This window comes from Fusibacter sp. JL298sf-3, from assembly GCF_053842995.1.
In genome coordinates this window covers 1095334-1116911 of the sequence record NZ_CM132608.1, presented here as the reverse complement: position 1 = coordinate 1116911, position 21578 = coordinate 1095334, and the positions used below count along the sequence as shown (strand labels likewise).

The following is a 21578-nucleotide window of genomic DNA, read 5'->3' as shown; positions in this document are numbered from 1 at the left end:
TGTAGATGCAAGCAAAAAAAGGCGATTGGGTTAAAGTTCATCGCGTTGTATTAAGACCTGAAGAACGTGCGCCTCAAGTACCGGATGACACAAAAGCTGTGCCGCTGGAAATGTGGGTCAAAGGGTTTCTTCACGAAGATGAAGCGGCAATTGGCGACGAGGTGACGGTAACGACACTGATGAAGCGGGAAGAAAAGGGTACGCTGATGGAAATCAAACCGAGTTATGACCATTCGTTTGGGGCGTATATTCCGGAACTCGTTCAAATCGGCGTCGACCTCAGAGAAATACTGTTTGGAGGTGAAGGCGATGAATAACCGTTCTTACAGCGCGGTTATGGCGCGAAAAAACGAGATTATGAAAAAGGCCATCGGCATCGACTACACGGATTTTGAGAGCGGTTCCATCGCTTTTGATTACGACAAAATGATGCGCGAGGCCGGCTATACCCTCGATGAAATTCAAAAGATACAAGCGGACAACAACGTCGGCAACACCCCGATTTTCGAACTTAAAAACATGACAGCTTTGGCGCGGAAGTATTCCAGACCCGGCTACGGTGCACGCATCTTTATCAAAGACGAAGCGGCCAACCCGTCGGGCAGTTACAAGGCGAGACGTGCGGTAAACGCCGTTTATCACGCCAAACGCCTCGGTTACAAGGGGGTTATTGCAGCTACTAGCGGCAACTACGGTGCAGCGGTGGCGTCGCAAGCGGCAATTCAAGGTCTCAAATGTATCATCGTACAGGAAACCTACGATTCAACCTACAAAGGCCAGCCTGAAATTGTAGAAAAGGCGCGGAAATGCGAAGCCTACGGCGCTGAAGTCGTTCAGTTGTCCGTCGGCCCCGAACTCTTTTACCAATTCTTGCTGTTGCTCGAGGAAACGGGTTATTTCAACGCATCGCTTTACACACCGTTTGGCATTGCCGGTGTCGAGACACTGGGGTATGAAATTGCCACACAAATGCGAGAAAGTTTCGGGAAAGACCCCGATGTGGTGGTGTGCACCAATGCAGGTGGCGGTAATTTAACCGGCACGGCGCGCGGTTTAATTAAAGCCGGGGCACTGGATACGCAAATTGTAGGCGCTTCAGTCGACCTCTCAGGACTGCATATGGCCAGCGACAAAGACTTTAACAGGAAGTCCTTTACAACGGGACACACAGGTTTCGGATTGCCGTTTTCAACGTATCCAGACCGTTCAGATGTCCCGCGTTCAGCAGCGCGACCGATGCGCTATATGGACCGCTACGTTACCGTAACACAGGGCGAAGTGTTCTATATGACAGAGGCACTTGCACAAATTGAGGGCCTTGAAAGAGGTCCGGCGGGGAACACGTCGCTTGCGGCGGCGTTCAGCATCGCCAAGGAAATGCCTGAAGATGCGATGATTCTCGTACAGGAGACCGAGTACACCGGCGCCGGCAAACACATACAACCTCAGTTGTCCTTTGCCAGAGCAAATGGCATAGAACTGAAATTCGGCGATCCCGTCGATCAGATTCCGGGAAAAAACATCTTGTTGCCTACAACACCGGCGTATATTAAAGCAGTGGATTTAGATTTAGATAAAATAAGGCGGTCAGTTGTCAAAAATGCGGTAAAGGCAAAAAATGTAGAAAAAGTGACTGAGGCGGACATTGCGTTTTTAGTAGCGGAGACGAAAGCTGACGAGGCATTTGTCAAAGGCGCGCTGGATGCGTTAAACATCGCTTATTAAAGATGAGGGTAAGGAGGATCAAATGAAAGGCTTTATAAAGAGAGAAGATGATTTTGAAATGAGACGCGCCCATCTGAAAGAGTTAACAGATGAGCAGCTCAAAGACAAGTTTTGGGGTTTAATAGAAGAAATCGTAGACCCCCTTTTGGACTTGGCGCAAAAGAACACATCGCCGGCTGTTGAAAGATCGGTGTTGCTGCGCATGGGCTTTTCAAGCCTTGAAGCGAAACCCCTTGTGGAAGGTGCTGTCGACAGAGGCTTAATCGGTCACGGCGTCGGCCACGTGGTGTACAGAATTGCGAAGGCAAAACAACTGGACATTCGCACAGCAGGACTGGAATTAATCGAAGGCAAACACTGGGATGATGCCGTTGCCATTTTTAAAGGGAGGGCTTAATCATGTTGGATATCAATAAAAAACTCGATGTCAAAGAGATCCTCAGCGGTCTTGAAAACTACCGCCCGAAGCGCAGAGGCTGGGTATGGCGCGAAAAAAGCGACAAGCAAGTGTACGGACCGTTTGAGTACTCGGATATGTCTACACCGCTCAAATGTTCTATGGGCATTCCCGCAGCACAGTACTTCGGCGGCATAGACCCACAACCGAACAACACCATTACGACAGAAATCGCCTCAGGGCGCTTTGAAGACGATATTAGAAGAATGCGTATGGCGGCATGGCATGGCGCAGACCACATCATGGTTATCCGTACAGCGGGCCAATCGCACTTCGACGGCTTAATCGAGGGCACACCTCAGGGCATCGGCGGCGTGCCGATTTCAAGAAAGCAAGTTCGCGCGCACAGAAAAGCCCTCGATCTCATTGAAGACGAAGTGGGCAGACCGATTAACTACCACTCTTACGTCTCCGGTGTGGCAGGACCGGATGTCGCCGTTATGCTCGCAGAAGAAGGTGTAAACGGCGCGCATCAAGACCCGCAGTACAACGTCCTCTACAGAAACATCAACATGGTGCGTTCGTTTGTCGATGCAGCGGAGTCTAAAAAAGTCATGTCGTGGGCCGAAATGGTACAAATCGACGGCGCGCACAACGCCAACGCCACTGCGAGAGAAGCTTGGAAGGTTATGCCTGAACTCATGGTACAACACGGCATCAACGCCCTCTACTCTCATAAAGTGGGTATGCCGAAGGCGAACATCGCCCTTTCCACAGTACCGCCGACATCGTCACCGGCACCGTGTATGAAGCTCGACTTGCCGTATGCAGTGGCACTTAGAGAATTTTTCTCAGAGTACAAAATGCGCGCACAGATGAATACCAAGTACATCACCTCTTCATCGAGAGAGGCGACTGTAACACATGTTATGAACATGCTGATCTCCAGATTGACCTCTGCCGACATTCAGTCCACAATTACACCGGATGAAGGACGTAACGTGCCGTGGCATATGTTCAACATCGAGGCGTGTTCCACAGCGAAGCAAACCCTTGCAGGATTTGACGGCTTAATGGACATGATTGAACTCAAAGATGAAGGGTATCTGAGAGATAAGTCGAGAGAACTCAAAGAACGCGCGATTCTCTATTTAGAAGAAATTATCAAAGAGGGTGGCTACTTCAACGCTGTTGAGCACGGTTTCTTCGTCGACTCGGGCATCTACCCTGAGCGCAACGGCGACGGCATCGGCAGAAAAATCGACGGTGGCGTCGGCGCAGGCACGGTGTACGAACGCGCAGAAGATTATTTCGCACCGGTAACGGCGCACTTCGGCTACAACAACGTCGCGCAATACGACGCGGCAGCAGTGGCAAACCCAGCGGCGCTCATCGACGGCTGTACGTTTGAAAAACCTGAGAAAATTGTCTTTATCGACGAACTCGACGAAAACGACAACGTCAATCAGCGTATGGCTGAAACTGAAAAGTACAGAGGCGCGCACGGCGAATCGCCTTTTGTCAAGCCAGAAGTTCAGTGGCTTGGTGACGGTGTGGTTCAAGTGGAAATTCTCTTGCCAATCGGTCTGAGACCGGCGCAGTTTGCAGCAATTGAATTTGCTAAGAAGATGAACCTCAAAGAAGTGGAAGTGGTACACATCGAGCCGATGCACCCTGCTGAAGGCACGCGCGTTCAGCTCAAAGGTGTTCTCGACATCGACCTCGACATGCGAACCATCGTGGTGCCGCCTGAGCCGGAAGTGCTCAGCGACGACGAAATTCGCGAAGAGTTCGACGCACATCCGGTGCGCATTGTCGCCGGAACTGTCGGCGAAGACGAGCACTCCGTCGGCTTAAGAGAAGTCATCGACATCAAACACGGCGGCATCGAGAAATACGGCTGCGACGTGGAGTACCTCGGTACTTCTGTACCGGTTGAGAAACTCGTTGACGCGGCGATAGAACTCAACGCCGATGTCATTTTGGCGTCGACGATTATTTCACACGACGACATTCACTACAAAAACATGAAGCGCATTCACGAGTACGCCGTGGAAAAAGGCGTGCGCGACCGCTTTATCATTTGTGCCGGCGGTACGCAGGTAACCCCTGATATCGCACGTGAACACGGCATGGACGAAGGTTTCGGCCGGTACGACAGAGGCGTCAACGTGGCGACATTCCTCGTCAATAAGAGACGAGAGCTCAGAGACGCAGCACAATAAAATTGCATAGTACAATTCCAAATGGCTGCAAAATTAACTTTGCAGCCATTTTGTAACCCTTTCGGAAAAAGATGCGTTCTCGCCATTCGGTGAGAGCAGAACACACAGTAAAACGATACGAGGAGGTGATGCTGTGAAAGTAGATGTATTGGTTGCTGAAATTGGCAGCACCACAACAGTGGTCAACGCTTTTAAAGGCATAGACACGGAAAATCCCGAATTTATCGGTCAAGGTCAAGCGCCGACATCGGTTGTTGAAGGCGATGTGCGCATTGGCTTAAACGGCGCGATAGACGCCCTGAAAGAGGCGCTTCAAATCGAGGCCCTCACTTACGATAAGCTGTTGGCGACGAGCAGTGCGGCAGGGGGTCTCAAGATGACCGTCCACGGCCTCGTCTACGACATGACCGCAAAGGCGGCAAAAGAAGCCGCATTGGGCGCAGGTGCCAATATCCATCTGGTGACAGCGGGAAAACTCAGACCCTCTGATCTGAGAAAGATAGAGGCGATCTCGCCAAACATCATTATGATAGCTGGTGGGGTCGACTACGGCGAGCGGGATACCGCTATAGAAAACGCCGAGAAAATCGCCAAGTTGCCGATAGACGTGCCCATCTTGTACGCAGGCAATGTAGAGAACCACGACGACATGCGCTACATCTTTGAAGAAGCGGGCAAAGGAGACCAACTCTTTATCGTCGACAATGTCTACCCGAAAATCGACTTGCTCAATGTAGAGCCGGCGCGTCACGTAATACAGGACATATTTGAAGCCCACATCGTCCACGCACCGGGGATGGAGCACATACGGGATCTGGTGTCGGGCACGATTGTACCGACCCCAGGCGCCGTTATGGAAGCCTCTAAAAAACTGAGAAATGAAATCGGCGACCTCGTTACAGTCGACGTAGGCGGTGCCACAACAGACATTCACTCGGTAACAGACGGCAGCGAAGAAGTGTCCCGAGTGCTTATCAGCCCCGAGCCGGTGGCAAAGCGCACCGTAGAAGGGGACTTAGGGGTCTATGTCAACATGCGCAACATCGTCGACCTCATTGGCAGGGAGACGTTGGCAGAAACCCTAAAAGTAGATGCCGGAGAACTGGAAGCGCTCATAGAAGCTCATGTGCCCATACCGAAGTCGGCGGCGCAGATAGCCTTTGTCGAGGCGCTGACCAAGACCGCCATCAGACTCTCTGCGCATCGACACGCAGGGGGGTACCGTTCGCTTTACGGCGGCGGTGGCAAGAAGACCTTTGCAGAAGGCAAAGACTTAACCGGCGTTCAGTACATCGTCGGGACAGGCGGCGCGTGTACGCGACTGCCCAACAGGGTCCAGCTGCTAAAAGAAGTCACATACAATGTGCTGGGGGACAAATTGTTGCCGAATCTTCAAACCCCTGTCCTCATAGACAACGACTACATCATGGCGTCGTTAGGCGTTCTATCAATGGAGCACGAAGCCGCCGCCGTAAAATTGATGAAAAAATCGTTGAGATTGGAGGACACATGTACCCAAGAGTAATTATCTCAAGTGAAAAATTAAAAACCAACACAGAAAAAGTTGTGGGAATGGCCAAGCCATACGGCATCGACGTGTTTGCCGTCACCAAAGTATTTTGCGCACATTCGCAAATCGCGCAGGTGCTTTTAAAGGGCGGTGTAAAGGGGCTTGCGGATTCGCGTATCGAAAATCTAAAGACCCTCGGGCACTTGGGCGTCACGCGGTTGCTTTTAAGAATCCCCATGATCAGCGAGGTCAAAGAAGTGGTGCGCCACGCAGAAATCAGCTTGCAGTCGGAACTCGCAACACTCCGCGCACTGGATGTAGCGGCGAAGGACCTCGGCGTTCGTCACAAAGTTGTATTGATGGTCGACCTCGGCGATTTAAGAGAAGGGGTGTTGCCAGAACAAGTTGAGACGACTGTTAGGGCGATAGAGGCGCTTGAAGCCGTAACACTTTGCGGTATTGGCGTCAACTTAACCTGCTATGGCGGCGTCATCCCCGACGAAGACAACCTCGGCGAACTGGGACGGATTGCCACAGACGTCGAAGCCCTTATCGGGAGACCGCTCGAATACATCTCCGGAGGCAATTCCAGCAGTTTGTACCTGCTTGAAAACGGCAAAATGCCTTCAAAGATCAATCAATTGCGCGTCGGTGAAACGCTTGTACTCGGCAGAGAGACCGCTTACGGCGCGACGCTGGACGGCACTTACGACGACGCCTTTATACTCGAGGCGGAAATTGTAGAGCTCAAAGAAAAAGGTTCCGTACCCAAGGGGAAAATCGGCATGAACGCCTTTGGAGAAACGCCACATTTTGAAGACAGAGGAAAAATCCTCAGAGCCATAGTGGCCATCGGTCAACAGGACGTGGTCGTCGACGGCTTACAGCCGCTGGATGAGAAAATAGATATCCTAGGCGCTTCAAGCGATCACATGCTCTTAGATGTCACGCGCTCAGACAGCGCCTACGCCGTTGGAGATATTCTCGCCTTTAAAATGGATTACAGCGCCATGTTAAAACTCTTTACCTCTAAATACGTCGACAAAGTGCTTGAAAGCCTTTTGTAGACCACGACTTATAAATGCGCCGATTGTTCAAAAGGACAGTCGGCGTTTACTTAAACAACATTTGACGCGCCGAGGGCGTGTTAAATGTTGTTTTTGTGATTTTCCATGGTTAACGGGTATGAATGTTTTAAAGTATGGGAGGGCGAATCTATGAAAAAAATACTGTTTATAGACGACGAAAAGAATATATTGAAAGCGTTGAGACGCCTGTTTAGGAACTTGGAATTTGAATGTTATTACGCTCAGACCATTCGCGAAGCCGTGGAAATTTTTGCGTCGCTGGACGAACTGGACATGATTGTCAGCGATATAAAAATGCCGCATTTTGACGGCATACAAACACTAAAGCTCTTTAAAGAGGCTTCTCCCGAGACGATACGCGTCGCCCTTAGCGGCTACGCATCTACCAGCAGCATTACAGAAGCTGTCAGTAAGAACCTAGCAAAGCAGTATTTCCACAAACCGTGGCACAACGAACAGTTTGTAGACAGCATTCGAAAGATGTTTGCCTTAGAGGACACGCTAAAGAGCGCGCACTTGTTTCAGTACGCACAGAAGTTTGAAGGGGTTAAGACCATCCCCAAGCTCTTTAACGAAATTAACCTCGCCATTTCCCGCGATCGAAGCGTCGAGGCCATTTCTGAACTGGTCAATAAAGACCCTGCCATCGCTTCTAATATTCTGCGCATTGCCAACTCGGCTTTCTATGCCGCGAAAACTGGGGACTTACAACAGGCCATTATGTTTATCGGCCTGAACAACCTCAAGCAAATTGTCCTGTCTTATGAAGTGTCCAATATGTCGTCAAAACTCTATGAAGACAGTGCGTGCATTTGGACGCACAGCATGCGTACCAATAAGATATTCCACGACTTGTACGAACGTTACTACCGCAAAAAAGTGCCGGGGATCATTTCCACGGCGGGACTGATGCATGACATCGGAAAGATTATCATGCTTCAAATTTTCGGTTCCAGCTATTACGACAATGTTATCAAGCCTGAAATCAGAGACGATAAACTCTTGGAAACTGAAGTGGCACTGTATGGCATCGATCACAGTTTGGTGGGGGGGTATTTTCTCAATTGGTGGGCTTTTCCCTACGACATTATCGAAGCGACACTTTTTCATCATACACCTGAAGATCTTCACATCGCCAACAAAGAGCTGGTAGCTTTAATGTGCCTAGCGTCTCAAATAGAAGAAAACGATGAACGGAGCATCAACTCAAACTACCTTTACGCCATGGAGGTACTCGGATACAAAGAAACTGATTTAGCCGAACTCAAAAAGAAATATCAGGAGGAGACCACATGATAGCCTACGAAAATTACAAAGTACTCATTGTCGATGACGAACTGGAGATTCTTAAGGCGCTCAACAGAGACTTGAGAAAGGAGCCCTACGAAAAACTTTACGCGAACACAGGCGACCAAGCGATAAAAATGTTTGAAACAGAGACGGACATCGCCGTCGTCGTCACCGATATGCGCATGCCGGGAATGAACGGCCTGCAGCTTCTGGAACGTATTCACGCCCTGAGTCCGGATGCCCTTAAGATTGTGCTCACTGGGTATACGCAGCTGCCTCAAATTCTGGCGACAGTGAACAAAGTCGATATCTTTAAATTTCTCACAAAGCCCTGGGACCTCGAACAAGAGCTGAAAGTCTACATAAAAGAAGCCATAGACATCTACGTAGAACGCAAGGAAGTGGGGAACCAAATCAAGTCCCAAGAGCAGAAGACCAAGTTGTTTAACAAAATGCTCATTGAGAGTTATGAAAAAGCGGACTTTCTTTCACATTTGTTTGAAGAATTTTCACACACGGTAAACTACCATCACATTTTATCTATGCAAGAGATTCGAAAACTTAAGCCGGACGATACCTACGAAACTAACTTAAGGCATATCTTTGCTCAAATGAAAGAGCGGATGTACTTTATGAATCGTATTTTTGATATGAGCAAATTCGGCGTCAAAGTGTTCAATGTGGCACAGCTGGAAGTTGAAATTCTCTCTGTACTGAAAAAACTATCGTTGGACACCTCTCAAATCACCATAAAAGCCCACAACTCCCCAGTTGATTTTAGAGACAATTTCAAACTCTTGTCAGCGGTTTTTTCCGATTTGATTCAAACAGTTACCGAGAATGTGGATCACCTTGAAAGTGTGGAGATCGCCGTTGTAGAAAATGAAATATTTCCACAAATTAAGATGGTGGTCACCTCGAGAAATACCGATCGTATGGTCGAAATGCGTGAGAGCAAAGGCAAGTTTTTACAGCAGGCATTAAAGGTTATGGGGGGCAAGCTCACCTTTGACGCTTTAGGGGAACAAGCGGTGACAGAAGTGGTTATGCCTGTGAAAGCAGAAAAATCTGTTATTTAAAGCGCCTTTTCCATTTCGTTAAGTTCTTGCTCAGATAATGTCTTTGAAAACTTTTCCCGGATTTTTGCTAAACGTCAACAATACTGTGTTTTACCGCAGTAAGAAACATGATAAAATAAAGGTTATAACAAACACAGGAAAGAGGCATTGTCATGGATATGTTTGAACTGTTGGCTCAAAAGCAACTAGAGAGCCAAGCACCACTTGCCGAACGCATGAAACCGGAGACCTTAGAAGCTTTTTACGGTCAGAAGCGCGTCGTCGGCAAAGACAAGATACTGTACAAAATGATTAAGACCGATCGATTGAGCTCGCTGATTTTACACGGACCGCCCGGCAGTGGTAAAACGTCCCTTGCAAAGATTATCGCTCATCAGACGGAAGCTGAGTTTGTAACGCTCAACGCCGTTTCCTCTGGTGTGAAAGACATTCGGGAGACTGTGGCGATGGCTAAAGAGAGTCGCAATTTGTATCAGAAAAAAACCGTACTGTTTATCGACGAGATTCACCGCTTTAATAAAAGTCAGCAAGATGCGTTGTTGCCCTATGTGGAAAACGGAACGGTCATACTCATTGGAGCGACGACGGAAAATCCGTATTTTGAAGTCAACAGCGCATTGCTCTCGCGTTCGACGGTGTTGCGGCTAGAGGCGCTTTCGGAAGAGGACATCGTCGGCATATTGAAAAACGCCCTTTCAAATGCTGAAAAGGGTCTCGGCACTTATGATATTGCTGTGGACGACGAGACGCTGGGCTACATTGCGCGCTCTTCAAACGGCGATGCCAGAAGGGCGCTCAACTTGATGGAAACCGCGGTGCTGTCAGAGGATAATCTGGAAACACATCTGGAGATTACCGTGGCTAAAATACAGCAGTGTATGCAAATGAACACCGCCTTATACGATAAGGACGGCGATTACCATTACGACATTGTTTCGGCATTTATTAAAAGTATGCGGGGGTCTGACCCCGATGCAGCGCTGTTCTACCTCGGTAAAATGATTTATGCAGGGGAAGACCCACGATTTATTGCCAGACGCATTGTCATTTGCGCCAGCGAGGACGTCGGCAATGCAGACCCGATGGCTTTGGTTGTCGCCAACAACGCCGCGCAAGCGGTGGATTTTATCGGCATGCCGGAAGGCCGTATCCTATTGGCACAGGCGGTGACCTACATCGCTTCGGCACCGAAGTCCAACGCGTCTTACGAAGGCATAAATGCCGTTATGCACCTCCTAGAAACTGAAACAGTGGGGCCGATGCCATATTACTTGAAAGATGGGACCTCTCTGAAGCTCGAGCGCCAGTACACCGGTGGCGGTCAGCACCAGTACCTCTATCCGCACAATTATGAAAACGGGTATGTGGCGCAACAATACTTGCCGGAGGATATTCAGTCGAAGCGCTTTTACAAGCCGAAGGCCATTGGACGGGAAAAAGATTTGAAAGCCTATTTAGACGGGCTTAAAACTCAAGAAAACAAATAAAAAGGTGGTATATCGATGAAGGATCAGGCTGTTAAGAAGATGAAGGAATCGGATTTGGCGCTCTTTTGTTACCAATTTTCCGTTGTGTTAAAGTCCGGTATTCCCTATGTCGAAGCGTTACATCTCCTTTCAGATGAGGCGCTTGACGCCGAACTCAAGCAACATACGCAGGCCATTGCCAAGGCCGCTCAAAGTGGGATGCCATTAAGTGAGGCGTTTGAAAGAGAAAAGGTTTTTCCGGTCTACATGCTCGAAATGATTGCCATTAGTGAACAGACAGGACGATTGGCCGAAGTCTTCGAAGGCCTTTCGGAATACTACGAGCAAATTGACGATACGAAGCGCAAATTCAAATCCGCTTTGACCTACCCTGTGGTTTTAATCGCATTGATGACAGGGGTGGTTTTACTGCTCGTCCTTAAAATACTGCCGATATTCAACGAAGTGCTACAGGCCATTGGCGGCGAGATGCCGAAGGCAACACGGGTGATATTGGGTGCGAGTACAGCACTTAAAGACAACCTCGGTGTCGTGTTCGCCGTTATCCTTTTGGTGATTGTCGCATTAGTTACATTGGTTAAAGCGCCGTTTGCAAAAGGGTTTCGAGACAAATGTGCTGTGAGTATGTGGGGCGTTCGAAGCCTGTATAAAAAATCGGTTGCAGTGAAATTTTCAAAGGCGTACAGCATGCTTGTCAAAAGCGGTATGGATGCGTACGGCGCTTTGGAAATGGTCATTCCACTGATGGACAATCACATCGTCGTAGAGCGACTGAACGCCTCGAAAAAAGCAGTGGCAGAGGGCGCGTCTATTGGTGAAGCACTCGCTGCAACGGAACTGTTTAATCCTCTCTTTTTGAAAATGGTTCAGGTGGGGGTTAAAGCGGGAACCCTAGAAGACACGCTGGACAAGACTGCGGCTATTTACAACCGAGAAATGGACCGTTCGATTCAAAAGATGACCGTGTCTGTTGAACCGATTCTCGTCTTTGTCCTATCGTTTATCGTGGGGATTATCTTGCTCCTCGTCATGTTGCCGTTGATTGATATTATGTCTGCAATCGGTTAGGGGGCGTTATGAAAAAAGTCTTTATGGGATTGGCGCTCCTCATTGTGTGCTTGTTCTTCTACCAAGCGTTTTTGGGCAGTCACGCCATGGAGGACGGCGTCGTACGGGAAAACATTGCGGCGATTGAAGAAAGTGTCAAGCGCTCGGCGATTCAGTGTTACGCACTGGAAGGGCGCTACCCACCGGACATCGCTTATTTACAGGAACACTACGGATTGATTGTCAACGAGGACGCGTACTTTTACCATTACGAAGTGATTGCGTCAAATATACTGCCCAACATAGCGGTTTATAGGAGATGGTGACGATGAAGCGATTAATTGAAGAAGAAGCCGGTAAAAGTAGTGTGGAATGGCTTTTGGTCATGCTGTTGCTCGTCTTATTTGCCTCGTCGGTATTCGTACTGGCAGGTGCGGCATCCAGTGGTTACGAGGGCATTGTAGAAGCGGGTGATGACAGTTCAGAAGTCCGCATAGCCGGTGCCTACCTCGGCACAAAAATCAAGCAGAACGACGTGCGCGGTCGCATTCGCGTAGTAGACCGCAAAGATTTAGACGCCAGCGCGTTGGTGCTGGAGGAAGTGTTGCTCGGTGAAACTTATGAAACTTGGATTTACCTCAAAGACGGTGCGCTGAGAGAAGCGACGATACCTGTTAACGGAAATCTGGATGACGATTTGAGCTTTGTGATAGCGGCGCTAGACGCCTTTGATGTGGCTTTTTCAGAAGGGGCGTTGACGTTTCACTTGCAAAAGGGGGCATTGCCTTCGCGCACGTTTTACTATCAGTTGATGACGGAATGATACGAAAGGTTGAACTATGAAAAGGAAAAAGGGTTTTTCATTAATAGAAATCATACTGTCTGTTGCGGTCCTGTCTATCTTAAGTATCTTTGTCGTCAAAATGTTTTTGCTCGCTTCGACGCTTAACGATCGCGCAGAGGCACTCGACGAAAGCGTCGTGTTGGCGGAACAGTTGCTTCAGCGTGCACGTGCCGCAGGTGACATAGAGAATTTAATGGCCGACGAGGCGCTTGGGCGCGGTACAGTAGCGGGAAATGAACTGCAACTGATGTACGATCAAATGCTCAAGACGACGGCTCAAAAATCCGATGCTTATTATATAGCCGCCGTTACAATTGAATCGGTGGCTGGGGACGGTACCGCCTACAAGGTGGCCGTGCAATCGACAGCTGAAAGAGAGGAGCGAGACGCTTATGTGTTGGAATCCAAGACCTATGAGTAGACAAAAGGGGAGCGCTTCTGTTTTGGTGATTATGATTATGTTGTTCCTAGTGTCACTGGCAGTTTTGGCGTTGATGACGGCACATTCCAATTTCAAACTGGCGCGAAAAAATGCCGATTGGGTACAGGGGTATTACACCCTCGAAGCTCAGGCCGCCGACAATTACGCAGCAGCCTCGGCGGCAATAGACCAGTGGAATGACAGTGAAGCCCGTGATGCGGCGACACTTGAAGCCGTTCTTGGTGAGCTGGGGTTTGAAAGCTTGTCGCTGACTCATGACGCTGAAGACGCTCTTTATACCATCGCCTTTGCGACGACAGACGTCGCTTCTGGCAGACAGTTTTATACAGAATTCAGCTTGAAAGTCTCAGAGCAAACCTATGACATACAAAAGGACGCTTGGCGTGAACTCAGCCCGTCGTTTGACTATGAAGATGAAATAGAATTTGATGATGTAGGAGGAAACTAGGGTGATTCAAATTGAAACATTACTCAAAATCGCAGTTGAAAGAGAAGCATCCGACCTTTTTATAACAGTAGGCGTACCGCCGACACTTAAAATACACGGTCAACTCGTTCCCATGGATTATGACAAGCTGATGCCGCCGGATACGGAGAAGCTCGTCAAGTCCCTGTTTATAAAAGACCAACATTATGCGTTGTTTTTGGAAAACGGCGAAAAAGATTTTTCTTTTTCCATCAGCGGTATCGGACGCTTTAGAGTAGACGCTTATACACAGAGGGGCTCTCATGCGGCGGCAATACGCGTTTTGAAGTTCGATAAGTTAGATGTGGAAAAGCTCAGGATACCAGCCCAAGTGCTCGATGTCCGCAAGCACACCAAAGGTCTCGTGTTGATTACCGGCCCTACAGGCAGCGGTAAGTCCACGACGCTTTCGTGTTTAATCGACCTAATCAACAAAGAGCGGGCCTGCCATATTTTGACGTTGGAAGACCCGATTGAATACGTTCATCGCCACAATAAGAGCATCGTCGACCAACGGGAAGTGGGGGTCGATACGCGCAGTTACCAAGATGGACTTAGATCGGCACTCCGACAGGCACCGGATGTGATTCTCATCGGTGAGATGCGGGATTACGAGACCATGGCCATTGCACTTACGGCGGCGGAAACCGGTCATCTCGTGTTTTCAACCCTCCATACAGTTGGGGCGGCAAAGACCATCGACCGAATCATCGATGTCTTTCCACCTAACCAGCAACAGCAAGTACGCCTACAGCTATCCACTGTACTGCAAAGTGTCATTACGCAACAGTTGATTCCGTCGGACACACTTGGCCGCGTACCGGCGTTTGAAATTATGAATGTCAACCACGCCATTCGAAATATGATTCGCGACGGTAAGATTCCTCAAATTGAGGCCACCATTCACTCGTCGCAAAAAGACGGCATGGTGAGCATGGACTACAGCTTGGCACAATTGTTTCAAAAAGGTTACATTTCCCGTGAGGAAGCTTTACTCCATTGTATGAACCATGATATAATGAACAGGTACCTAGATAGTTTTAAAAAGTAAACTTTTTTAGCATATGTAAGAAAGAAGGTGATGAACATGATGAAGAAATTTTCTTTTATCTTTGTTCTGACGGTAATGGCCTTCATGGCATTGGGCATTTCAAGTGCCGACATCATTGACGACAGCGCACTGGACAAAGGCATCGTTAAAGTAACTTATAAAGCAACCGATGACGTCGCTTACCGCGTCCTCGTCGTGAAAGGTGATAAGAAAATCGTCTATCCGTTTTTTGCAGACGGCAGAACAGATGCTTTTCCGCTCCAAATGGGCAACGGTACGTATACCGTGGGGCTCCTGAAAAATGTTGGGGAAAAGCGGTACGTCTATGTGGAGCAGAAGAAAGTAACCCTTTCTCTGAGCGACCCAAACGTCGTGTACCTCAACAGCGTTCAAAATGTCGAGTGGCAAAAAACAGATGCGCCGATTCAATACGGCGCCAAGCTAATCGGCGGTATTAAAAGCCGTGACGAGCAACTCAAAAAGCTCTACGGTTACGTGGTCGATAACGTCGAGTACGATTACGGCAAGATTGAAAACCTCACGACGGAGTACGTGCCGAATATCCTTTCCACGTACAAGACGCTGACGGGGATTTGCTACGACTACAGCGCACTTGTGGCCAGTATTCAGAGGTCTCAAGGGGTTCCAACTAGGCTCGTAAAAGGCTATTCTAAGTTTACCGAAGGGTACCATGCTTGGAACGAAGTCTTTATCGACGGCGAATGGTACATCGTCGATACGACTGTCGATGCGACGCTTAAAGGGTCGAAGACGAAACCGACAATGGTGAAGAGCTCTAAAGACTACACGAAGGTCAACGACTATTAGAGGAGGGCGTTTATGGTAGCGGTTTTCTTAGCGCAGGGCTTTGAAGAAATTGAAGCCTTGACTATTGTGGATATTTTAAGACGCGGCACCATTGAGGTGTGCACAGTTGGCGTCGGCGGCAAAGAGATTGTCGGTGCCCACGGGGTCTCTGTTGTAGCGGACACGGTTATCGATCAGACGAGCACTTTTGATGGTTTTCAAATGTTGGTGCTACCGGGTGGCATGCCGGGAACGCGCCATCTTGCCGAATCCGAAATGTTGCACAAGGCATTGACGACACATGCGTCCGAGGAGAAATGGCTGGCGGCTATTTGTGCCGCACCGACGGTTTTAGGGAAAATCGGTGCCTTAAAAGGGAGACGCTATACGTGTTACGACGGTTTTGAAAAGGAAATTGAAGACGGTACTTACGTCGGCGGTCCCGTTGTGGTAGATGGAACAGTGGTAACCGGTCGATCGCCGGGATGTGCCATTGAGTTTGCGCTTCAGTTGGTGAGTTTGCTAAAGGGCGCTGCATGCGCCGATACTGTGCGCAAAGGGCTTTTGATGCCATAGCGCACTAGACAGCGATTAAAACGTTCAAAGAAGACTTTGGGCGTTTTTTTGTTGTGTGTGCAGGCGCCGTCATTTACGGCCGGTTGTAAGGACCAAAGTCCTAGAAGTTAGAGGAATCCAACGAATAAATGGCTATTATTAACAATAAATCCATTTCCAATTGTTTCCCTTTGCTATAGTTTTTTCTTTTTAAAAGCGGTATGATACAGTGTGGTCTGTTGTTGGGGAGAGATTTAGAGGATTTACAATGGAAAAAGGTGTAATGCCTACGAAAATGGGTAGAAATACAACGGTTTTTTAAACATAAGAGAAAATAACGTTTAAAAGGAGTATCTATCGATGAAGAAAAGCCTATCACTTAAAATGACGGTTTACGTCACACTGGCGATACTGTTTGTCGCCATAGGGCTCGGTACTGTGAGCACGCTTTATGCGTCGCGTACCGTGCGAATGGAGGCGGAAAGTGCCCTTCAAACGATGACGGAACAGGGCGCCAGAGAAGTCGACATTCGCCTGGCGGCAAACAAAGATGTGTTGTACGAAGTGGCACGCGACAGTAGGGTCAACGGCATGGTGTTCGGTCAACAGCGCGCCGCTCTAAAGGAAAGTGTCGAGAGATTGGGGTACTTGGACATGGCAGTGGTTTCAAAGACGGGAGAGAGTCGCTATGTCTTGAGCGATGATGTGGCTTCCCTCGGCGACAGGGGCTACGTTCAGAAAGCACTTGCAGGTGAACCCAATGTCTCAGACGTCCTCATCAGTCGCGTTATCAACGATGCTGTCCTCATGTACGCATCGCCAATTGAAAGAGACGGCGAAGTGGTAGGGGCACTTATTGCACGTCGAGATGGCAACGCCCTAAACGATGTTATCAAATCGCTCGGTTACGGCGAAAACGGCTACGCCTACGTCGTCAATAAAAAGGGCACAACCGTCGCCCATCCCAATCGGGATTACGTCATGGAGCAGTTTAATGTTTTAACTGCCGGGGGAGAGGATGTTCGGTTTGAATCGCTGAGCACAATGGTGGAAACGGCTATTGCAAACGGTCATGGCGTCGGCGACTATACATTTGACGGCAAAGCGCTGTACAGTGCTTACGCCGAAATTCCAGGAACCGATTGGGTACTTATCACTGTTGCCGACAGAGATGAAGTTTTGAGCAGTGTGGGAGACATGCGCAACTTCTTGGTGGTGCTCACGGTATTGTTTTTAGCAGTGGGCATCGTGTGGGCCTTTTTACTCGGACGATCTGTCAGCGCGCCGATAAAAGCGCTGTCCCAATCGATTATGAAGGTGGCCGACTACGACTTGTCGGTAGATACGCAGAGAGAAGACGACCGCTATTTGGCGCGTGCCGATGAAGTGGGGGTTATCGCCCGCTCAGTACACGCCATGAGAGAGAATTTAAGCGTGTTGGTAAAAACGATTTTAGAGGATTCTGAAAGTGTGGCGGCCTCTTCTGAGCAATTGACAGCCACCAGTGAGCAGTCTGCGGCGTCTGCCAATGAAGTGGCTAAGACGATTGAAGAAATTGCAAACGGGGCGACCGACCAGGCGCAAGAGACCACAGAAGGGGCACAGCAAATCGATGCCCTCGGCACTTTGATTGAAGAGGACAAAGCACTGGTGGTACAGTTAGAAGCCTCGGCAACCCGTGTGGATGCACTGAAAATAGAAGGCTTTACAGCACTTGAGACCCTAGAGTCCAAAACACATGAAAACAATGAAGCGTCGTTGGCGGTAGATGCGATTATCCAAGAGACCAACGCCAATGCGGAGAAGATTTATACCGCCAGCGAAATGATTCAAAATATTGCCGACCAAACCAACTTGCTTGCTCTCAATGCGGCAATAGAGGCGGCGAGAGCCGGTGATGCTGGAAGGGGCTTTGCCGTGGTCGCGGAAGAGATTCGAAAGCTCGCTGAACAGTCCAACGCGTTTGCCAGTGAAATCAGTACTGTAATTGCAGCACTGAGCGGCAAAACCCATGACGCGGTTGAAACCATGCGCCACTCCAGAACGCTGACGAAGGCACAAGTTGAAAGTCTGGAACTGACGCGCAAGCAGTTTGTAGGCATTTCTGAAGCCATCGAAATTATGCAAAATGTCGTAGAGGCGCTGAAGACTTCGAGCACTGTAATGGATGAGAAGCGCGGACATATTATCGGCGTTATTGAAAATTTGTCGGCGATTTCTGAAGAAAATGCCGCAGGTACAGAGCAGGCTTCTGCCAGCGTCGAGCAGCAGACGGCGTCGGTAGCACAAATCGCCGAGGCCAGCGAAGCGCTGTCGCGCTTGGCGATGGAGATGCAAAAGAGCATGTCCCAGTTTAAATTGTAGTTGGAGATACGGCACCTGTTCACTGAGTTTGAACAGGTGCTTTTGTGTTGGGAATGCTTCTTTTTGTTTATTCCATCTCATGTTCATTTGAAGGCAGATTTAAAGAGATATTGAAAAGAATTTTATGGAAAAGTTTCTCGAAATATTCTGAGAAAAGTGTTAAAATAGAAATACTCTGACACTTTGTTTGAAAGAGTCGACCGGTGTTAAAAGTTAAGGTGGTGTTTATGTTAGAAGCTATTACTTATGATGGTATTAGTGATAAACTGACTTTAAATAATTATAAGAAATAATACATAAGTTCGATATTTATTGCATTATAGAAATATTTTGTAAGAGCGTAGTCGTACATAGAGTCGGGGGGCTTGAGTGATCTCGTTATTAGAATGGACGGTAAGAGACGATGAAAGAATTTGAGAAGCAGCAGTACACCTCTTTGCTTGTAAAAGGCCGTTTACTTGATGCGATGAAATACTTAGAGACCCTTGGAAATCAAAAAGAGCTTATAAAAAAATATGAAAATGTCTTTGTTGAAAACATGGATCTAAAGAGATCGACAAATAGCGTTATAAACGAAATAGATAGCCTTTATCAAGCGTATTATAAAGATGTATTTTGGTTCGATAAAAAACTAGAAATTGCGGAACATAAGTTGTTTGTTGGTCTGTGGACATATTGTGGTGAAAAGGGTAACTTAGAAAAAAACGCGTCCATTGAAGCTGAAGTAGAAAAAATCGTCAGAAAAGAAGGCTTTAAATTTCTTGGTGGAACCACCTCCGGATTTTATGGCCCTTATATATGGGAGACTTCAAACGAAGTAAGTTATGATGTTGCTTTGCCTAGTGGAAATGAAGTGTGCTCAATTATTTTTATGGAAGGATTTATCTCTAGAAGCTGGATGGATTTTTTGTCTTTTGGAAAAGTAGGTACTGGCGGTTGGAGTGGAAAAGATGGACGTCTGTATTGTGTGAAGTCTGCGTACAACCTTGATAGCCAAAGCTTCAAGATTTCGTATCTTAAACACGAAGCTCAACATGCTATAGATACAAGGGCTTTTAGGCATATTACAAACCACGAGCTAGAGTATAGAGCAAAATTAGTTGAACTGGCCTATTGGGAAGGTGATGCGTTAATAAGAGCGTTCCATATGGCATCTGACAATCGCGATAGTAAAAATTCACATTCAATGGCAAGCCATCGGGTGATATCCGATTTATCAAGAAGGTTGTTTTGTAAGGCGTATGTGGACGATGTTGGTTTGTTTTTAAAGAAACTTGATGATATACGAGTGGTGGCAAAGGAACTGTTAATTGAGGACACTAAGAGACTGAGTGAGCAAGAGGCATTTTTTCTCACAAAATGTTCTCGTAGCTGAGGCTGAGAGGCGTGCTTGATTTTAATCGGGCTGCCTCTGTTTAACCCGAAAAAAATATGGAAACGAGAGGAAAAACACATGGACAGAATAGCTGTAATATCTGATATACATGGCAATATGCCTGCGCTTGAAGCGGTCTTGGCGGATATTGAATCAAGAGGCATTGACAGAATTATATGTTTAGGCGACTTGGCCGGCAAGGGGCCGAGTTCTGCTCAAGCTGTCGACCGAATAATGAATACTTGTGAAAAGGTTGTAAAGGGCAATTGGGATCATTTTTTAGCCAGTGATGACACAGATGCTTTACAGTGGCACAGAGAGGCACTCGGTGGAGAACGGCTAAATTACTTGAGGGCGTTAGAGGTGTACTTTGAATTTTATATGAGCGGTAAGCTTGTTAGATTGTGTCATGCAAGTCCCAACGATATTTTTCACAGAACACATTTAAAGTCAGATAGACCCGCTCGGTTGAAACTGTTTGAGCCAACACCAACATTGAATTTAGAAGCAGATGTAGTTGGTTATGGCGATATTCACGGAGCCCATGTGGATAATTTTGAAGGGAAGACTGTATTTAATGCGGGAAGTGTAGGCAATCCGCTAGAGATAACGCAGGCGTCATATGCAATCCTCGAAGGGGTATATGGTTCGGAAGAAGCGGCATCATTCACCATTTCACTTGCAAGAATTCCATACGATATTGAGGCAGCCGTATCGCATGCCGAATTGAGTGACATGCCAGAGAAAGAGGCCTATATCATTGAGTTGAGAACTGCAGTGTATAGAGGACGGCATAAGAAGTAAGATGTCATTGATTTTGACGGCCGTCCTAAATCAAATAATCAAAAGTCTTAAGACGCAAGGCGATTAAAAAGAAGGGCAGTATGCCAATAGGAATTATAATTTTTGGATTAAACGGAAGTGGTAAATTGACGCTAGGTAGAGCGTTGGCAAAAATTTTAGGCTATAAGTACATGGCTATTGAGGCGTATCATTTTAAAGACTCTGAAATACCATACACGATTGCATGTTCTCATTACGACTATGAAACACGGAAACTTTATAATTACAGCTTTAAAGGGCGCGTTTTCCGATGAGATAGGCTCAATCAACTCACTGAAAAATAACTCTGGCAATTGTTTCTGTGAGAGTAGGTGATACTTTAGAAGTTGTGCTGAAAAATAAAACAGTATTTAAGGGAGGAACAAACTATGAAAACGATAAACTATGAAAACTATTATTGGCAAAACGATTTGGTAAGATTGCGAGCAATGCAACCTGAAGATTGGGAAGAGCACTATTACAATTGTTTTGACAGCGAAGCCAGAAGAATGTTGCAATATGAACTGGAGTTGCCACCTACGATTTCAGACAATAAATCAGAAATTGAAGGTTTTTCGAATTTTAATGCCGAGTCAAGGCGTCTGATGTTTACAATAGAGACGCTAGACGGTACAAACGTCGGTTCGTTCAACTTGAATGGTATAGATGAACGCAACGGAACGTTTGGTATTGGTATACAAATAGGCCGTGATTACAGAGGCAAAGGTTACGGGACATCGGCAATGAGACTGCTTTTAAATTATGCTTTCAACGAACGACGGCTGAACAAATTTAATGTATCGGTTATCGAGGGGAATATCGGCTCTGCAACGATGTTGGAAAAGTTGGGGTGCAAGCAGGAAGGCATAAGGCGAGAAGTTATCTTTACAGATGGTGTGTACAAGGACGAAATATTTTACGGACTCACTCGAAAAGAGTTTAATGCGTAACCTGTGAATCGTTTGGCTTCACAGGGAAGGTGTACTAGAAGGCTTCTCAATTCA

21 protein-coding genes are annotated in these 21578 nt (G+C 47.5%); all 21 read left to right on the top strand.

Going from position 1 to position 21578, the window contains the following annotated elements; genetic code table 11:
- Window positions 1-5: 5 nt before the first annotated feature.
- The 21 genes from ortA (at window position 6) to ACR6HW_RS05420 (ending at window position 21524) form a co-directional block, all read left to right on the top strand.
- Window positions 6-317: a 2-amino-4-oxopentanoate thiolase subunit OrtA gene (gene ortA, locus ACR6HW_RS05520; RefSeq protein ID WP_455730166.1), complete on the top strand. Its 312-nt coding sequence runs from the start codon at window positions 6-8 to the stop codon at window positions 315-317.
- Window positions 310-1725 carry a 2-amino-4-oxopentanoate thiolase subunit OrtB gene (ortB, locus tag ACR6HW_RS05515; RefSeq protein ID WP_455730165.1) on the top strand — a complete coding sequence of 472 codons (1416 nt, stop codon included), beginning with the start codon at window positions 310-312 and terminating at the stop codon, window positions 1723-1725. The genes ortA and ortB overlap by 8 nt, the downstream gene beginning before the upstream one ends.
- 22 nt (window positions 1726-1747) lie before the next feature.
- On the top strand, window positions 1748-2122 hold the full coding sequence (locus ACR6HW_RS05510; protein WP_455730164.1) for an ornithine aminomutase subunit alpha: 375 nt from the start codon (window positions 1748-1750) through the stop codon (window positions 2120-2122).
- Between the two features lie 2 nt (window positions 2123-2124).
- Window positions 2125-4347, top strand: coding sequence for a D-ornithine 4,5-aminomutase subunit OraE (gene oraE / locus ACR6HW_RS05505; RefSeq protein ID WP_455730163.1), 2223 nt, complete (start codon window positions 2125-2127; stop codon window positions 4345-4347).
- 133 nt (window positions 4348-4480) lie between these two features.
- A complete protein-coding gene (locus tag ACR6HW_RS05500; protein WP_455730162.1) occupies window positions 4481-5872 on the top strand; it encodes a GlmL-related ornithine degradation protein in 1392 nt (463 codons plus the stop codon).
- A complete protein-coding gene (gene orr, locus ACR6HW_RS05495) occupies window positions 5857-6924 on the top strand; it encodes an ornithine racemase Orr (RefSeq protein ID WP_455730161.1) in 1068 nt (355 codons plus the stop codon). Before ACR6HW_RS05500 ends, orr begins: the two co-directional genes overlap by 16 nt.
- A gap of 150 nt (window positions 6925-7074) precedes the next feature.
- Window positions 7075-8241, top strand: coding sequence for an HDOD domain-containing protein (locus tag ACR6HW_RS05490; RefSeq protein WP_455730160.1), 1167 nt, complete (start codon window positions 7075-7077; stop codon window positions 8239-8241).
- Window positions 8238-9314, top strand: coding sequence for a response regulator (locus tag ACR6HW_RS05485; RefSeq protein WP_455730159.1), 1077 nt, complete (start codon window positions 8238-8240; stop codon window positions 9312-9314). Before ACR6HW_RS05490 ends, ACR6HW_RS05485 begins: the two co-directional genes overlap by 4 nt.
- A gap of 152 nt (window positions 9315-9466) precedes the next feature.
- The gene (locus tag ACR6HW_RS05480; protein ID WP_455730158.1) at window positions 9467-10801 is read left to right on the top strand and encodes a replication-associated recombination protein A; all 1335 of its coding nucleotides are present in this window, start codon (window positions 9467-9469) and stop codon (window positions 10799-10801) included.
- 15 nt (window positions 10802-10816) lie between these two features.
- A complete protein-coding gene (locus ACR6HW_RS05475) occupies window positions 10817-11869 on the top strand; it encodes a type II secretion system F family protein (RefSeq protein WP_455730157.1) in 1053 nt (350 codons plus the stop codon).
- A gap of 8 nt (window positions 11870-11877) precedes the next feature.
- Window positions 11878-12174, top strand: coding sequence for a hypothetical protein (locus ACR6HW_RS05470; RefSeq protein ID WP_455730156.1), 297 nt, complete (start codon window positions 11878-11880; stop codon window positions 12172-12174).
- A gap of 2 nt (window positions 12175-12176) precedes the next feature.
- The gene (locus ACR6HW_RS05465; RefSeq protein WP_455730155.1) at window positions 12177-12671 is read left to right on the top strand and encodes a DUF4860 domain-containing protein; all 495 of its coding nucleotides are present in this window, start codon (window positions 12177-12179) and stop codon (window positions 12669-12671) included.
- Window positions 12672-12687: 16 nt separating this feature from the next.
- Complete coding sequence (locus ACR6HW_RS05460; RefSeq protein ID WP_455730154.1) at window positions 12688-13113, top strand: type IV pilus modification PilV family protein; 426 nt, start codon at window positions 12688-12690, stop codon at window positions 13111-13113.
- Window positions 13106-13582, top strand: a complete 477-nt coding sequence (locus ACR6HW_RS05455; RefSeq protein ID WP_455730153.1) for a hypothetical protein — start codon at window positions 13106-13108, stop codon at window positions 13580-13582. The genes ACR6HW_RS05460 and ACR6HW_RS05455 overlap by 8 nt, the downstream gene beginning before the upstream one ends.
- A gap of 1 nt (window position 13583) precedes the next feature.
- A complete protein-coding gene (locus ACR6HW_RS05450) occupies window positions 13584-14651 on the top strand; it encodes a type IV pilus twitching motility protein PilT (protein WP_455730152.1) in 1068 nt (355 codons plus the stop codon).
- A gap of 36 nt (window positions 14652-14687) precedes the next feature.
- Window positions 14688-15479 carry a transglutaminase-like domain-containing protein gene (locus tag ACR6HW_RS05445; protein WP_455730151.1) on the top strand — a complete coding sequence of 264 codons (792 nt, stop codon included), beginning with the start codon at window positions 14688-14690 and terminating at the stop codon, window positions 15477-15479.
- Window positions 15480-15491: 12 nt separating this feature from the next.
- A complete protein-coding gene (locus ACR6HW_RS05440; protein ID WP_455730150.1) occupies window positions 15492-16034 on the top strand; it encodes a DJ-1 family glyoxalase III in 543 nt (180 codons plus the stop codon).
- A gap of 339 nt (window positions 16035-16373) precedes the next feature.
- A complete protein-coding gene (locus ACR6HW_RS05435; RefSeq protein WP_455730149.1) occupies window positions 16374-18377 on the top strand; it encodes a methyl-accepting chemotaxis protein in 2004 nt (667 codons plus the stop codon).
- A gap of 403 nt (window positions 18378-18780) precedes the next feature.
- The gene (locus ACR6HW_RS05430) at window positions 18781-19752 is read left to right on the top strand and encodes a hypothetical protein (protein ID WP_455730148.1); all 972 of its coding nucleotides are present in this window, start codon (window positions 18781-18783) and stop codon (window positions 19750-19752) included.
- Window positions 19753-19767: 15 nt separating this feature from the next.
- Entirely contained in the window at window positions 19768-20556 is a 789-nt protein-coding gene (locus tag ACR6HW_RS05425; protein WP_455730147.1) for a metallophosphoesterase family protein, read from the top strand.
- 407 nt (window positions 20557-20963) lie between these two features.
- Window positions 20964-21524: a GNAT family N-acetyltransferase gene (locus ACR6HW_RS05420; protein WP_455730146.1), complete on the top strand. Its 561-nt coding sequence runs from the start codon at window positions 20964-20966 to the stop codon at window positions 21522-21524.
- Window positions 21525-21578: the final 54 nt, after the last annotated feature.